Below are 2,130 nucleotides of genomic sequence, written 5' to 3' on the forward strand. Positions count from 1 at the left end.
CAGCTGACCTTGCACCAGCCCCTGCGCTGGCTGGTCGCGCACGACCCCAGCCAGGTTCCGGGCCTGCTGGACGCCGCCCACGAACTGGCCCGCAACGGGCACTGGCTGGTGGGCTGGGTGGCCTACGAAGCTGCGCCAGGGCTCGATGTCTGCCTGCCCGTCAAGGCCTTGCCGCCAGGGCAACCGTATGCCCTGTGGGCGGTTTTTGAGCCCGAGCAGGTCCAGTTGCAGGCAAGTCAAACTCACGCTGCCGCAGTGGCCGCGGCTGGTTCACACGCCAGCCGGTCGCCTTCGGTCGCAAACAGCTGGTCTGCCAGCGACTGGTCATCCGACTTCACCGAATCAGAGGCGGCCAGCCGCATCGACCGCATCCGCGACCTGATCCAGGCCGGTGAGGTCTACCAGGTGAACCTGACCAGTCGCCTGCGCTGCCCCTTCGAGGGCGGCCCGGCAGCCATCGAACCCTATTTCGATGCCCTGCGCCGCAGTCAGCCCGAAGGCTACGGTCTGATGCTCGACGCTCGGGCAGCCAGTCGCAGCCCGGGCGTCGTGCTCAGCGTCTCCCCCGAACTCTTCTTCGACTGGGACGGCGAGGTGATCACCACCCGTCCGATGAAAGGCACGGCCGCACGCGGCAGCGACCCGCAGTCCGATCAGGCGGCGGCCGACCACCTGCGCATCAGCCCGAAAGAGCGCGCCGAGAACCTGATGATCGTCGACCTGTTGCGCAACGACCTCTCGCGCATCGCCGAGGTCGGCAGCGTGCAGGTGCCATCCTTGTTCGACCTGCAGGCGCTGCCCACCGTCTGGCAGATGACCTCGACCGTGACAGCGCGATCGCGCGCTGGCCTGAAGCTGAGCCAGGCTTTCGCGGCGCTGTTCCCTTGCGGCTCGGTGACCGGCGCCCCCAAACGCCAGGCCATGCACCACATCGCGCGGCTGGAAAGCGGGCCGCGCGGCGTCTACTGCGGCGCTGTGGGCCTGATGAGCCCAGGCGGTCGCGTGACCTTCAACGTGCCCATCCGCACCGTGGTGCTGCACACACCCCCGCCACCCGCCCCATGGACGGCACACTGCGGCATCGGCAGCGGCATCACGCTGGATGCGAGCGCCGACGGGGAATGGCGCGAATGGCAGGTCAAGCGCGGCTTCCTCGAGCGTGCGAGCCAGCCTTTCGAGCTGCTCGAGTCGATGCGACTGGAAGACGGGCGACTGCTGCGCCCGGATGCCCATCTGGCCCGCCTGCGCGCCGCCGCCGCACACTTCGGCCACCGGCTGAACGACAACGACGTCAGCGAAGCACTGGCCCTTCAAGCAGCAACGCACCCCAGCGGTGTCTTCAAAGTGCGGCTGCTGGTGGCCGCCGATGGCGGCGTGCACACCGAAGCAGCCCCGCTGGCGCCTCCACCTTCCTCAACGCCGCGCGTGGCCCTGGCCACCGAGCCCATGCCTCAGGCTGACGACTTCATCCGGCACAAGACCACTCGGAGGCAGGCCTACGACCGCTTCGCGCCGCCGGCAGGCTGCTTCGACACCCTGTTGTTCAACGCGAACGACGAACTCACGGAGTTCACCATCGGCAACCTGGCGCTGAAGCTCGATGACACCTGGTGGACCCCTCCCCTGTCGTGCGGGCTGCTGCCCGGCGTGATGCGCTCGGAGCTGCTGGCTCAAGGCGCCTTGCACGAGCGGGTGCTGACCCGATCGGACCTGGCGCGCGCCCAAGGTTTGGCGCTGATCAACAGCGTTCGGGGCTGGATTGACGTCAAGCTGAGCACGCCCAGCGCGGCGTGACACACTGATGCACAAGGCCCCAGTGCAGCAAGCCTGGGGCCCCTTGCGGCAAACTCCGGTGTTTGACACCACGGCTTGGCAAGCACCTCACCATGCGCCTCCTTCACACCATGCTGCGCGTTGGCAACCTCCAGCGCTCCATCGACTTCTACACCCAGGTGCTGGGCATGCAATTGCTGCGCACCACCGAGCGCCCGGAGCAGCAGTACACACTGGCCTTCCTGGGTTATGGGCGCAACCCCGAGCACGCCGAGATCGAGTTGACCTACAACCACGGCGTCGAGCAGTACGAACTGGGCACGGCCTACGGCCACATCGCCATCGGCGTGGACGACC

General features: G+C 67.7%; 2 protein-coding genes. Both read left to right on the top strand.

The genetic code is table 11. From position 1 onward, the window contains the following. Positions 1-1,794 (top strand): chorismate-binding protein (locus B2W70_RS17170; RefSeq protein WP_286747663.1); only part of this gene is annotated, 1,794 nt, incomplete at its 5' end. 92 nt (positions 1,795-1,886) lie between these two features. Next, a partial coding sequence (locus tag B2W70_RS17175; RefSeq protein ID WP_286747665.1) for a VOC family protein occupies positions 1,887-2,130 on the top strand: 244 nt, incomplete at its 3' end.

This window comes from Aquabacterium sp. UBA2148 (assembly GCF_002328915.1).
GTDB lineage: Bacteria > Pseudomonadota > Gammaproteobacteria > Burkholderiales > Burkholderiaceae_C > Aquabacterium > Aquabacterium parvum.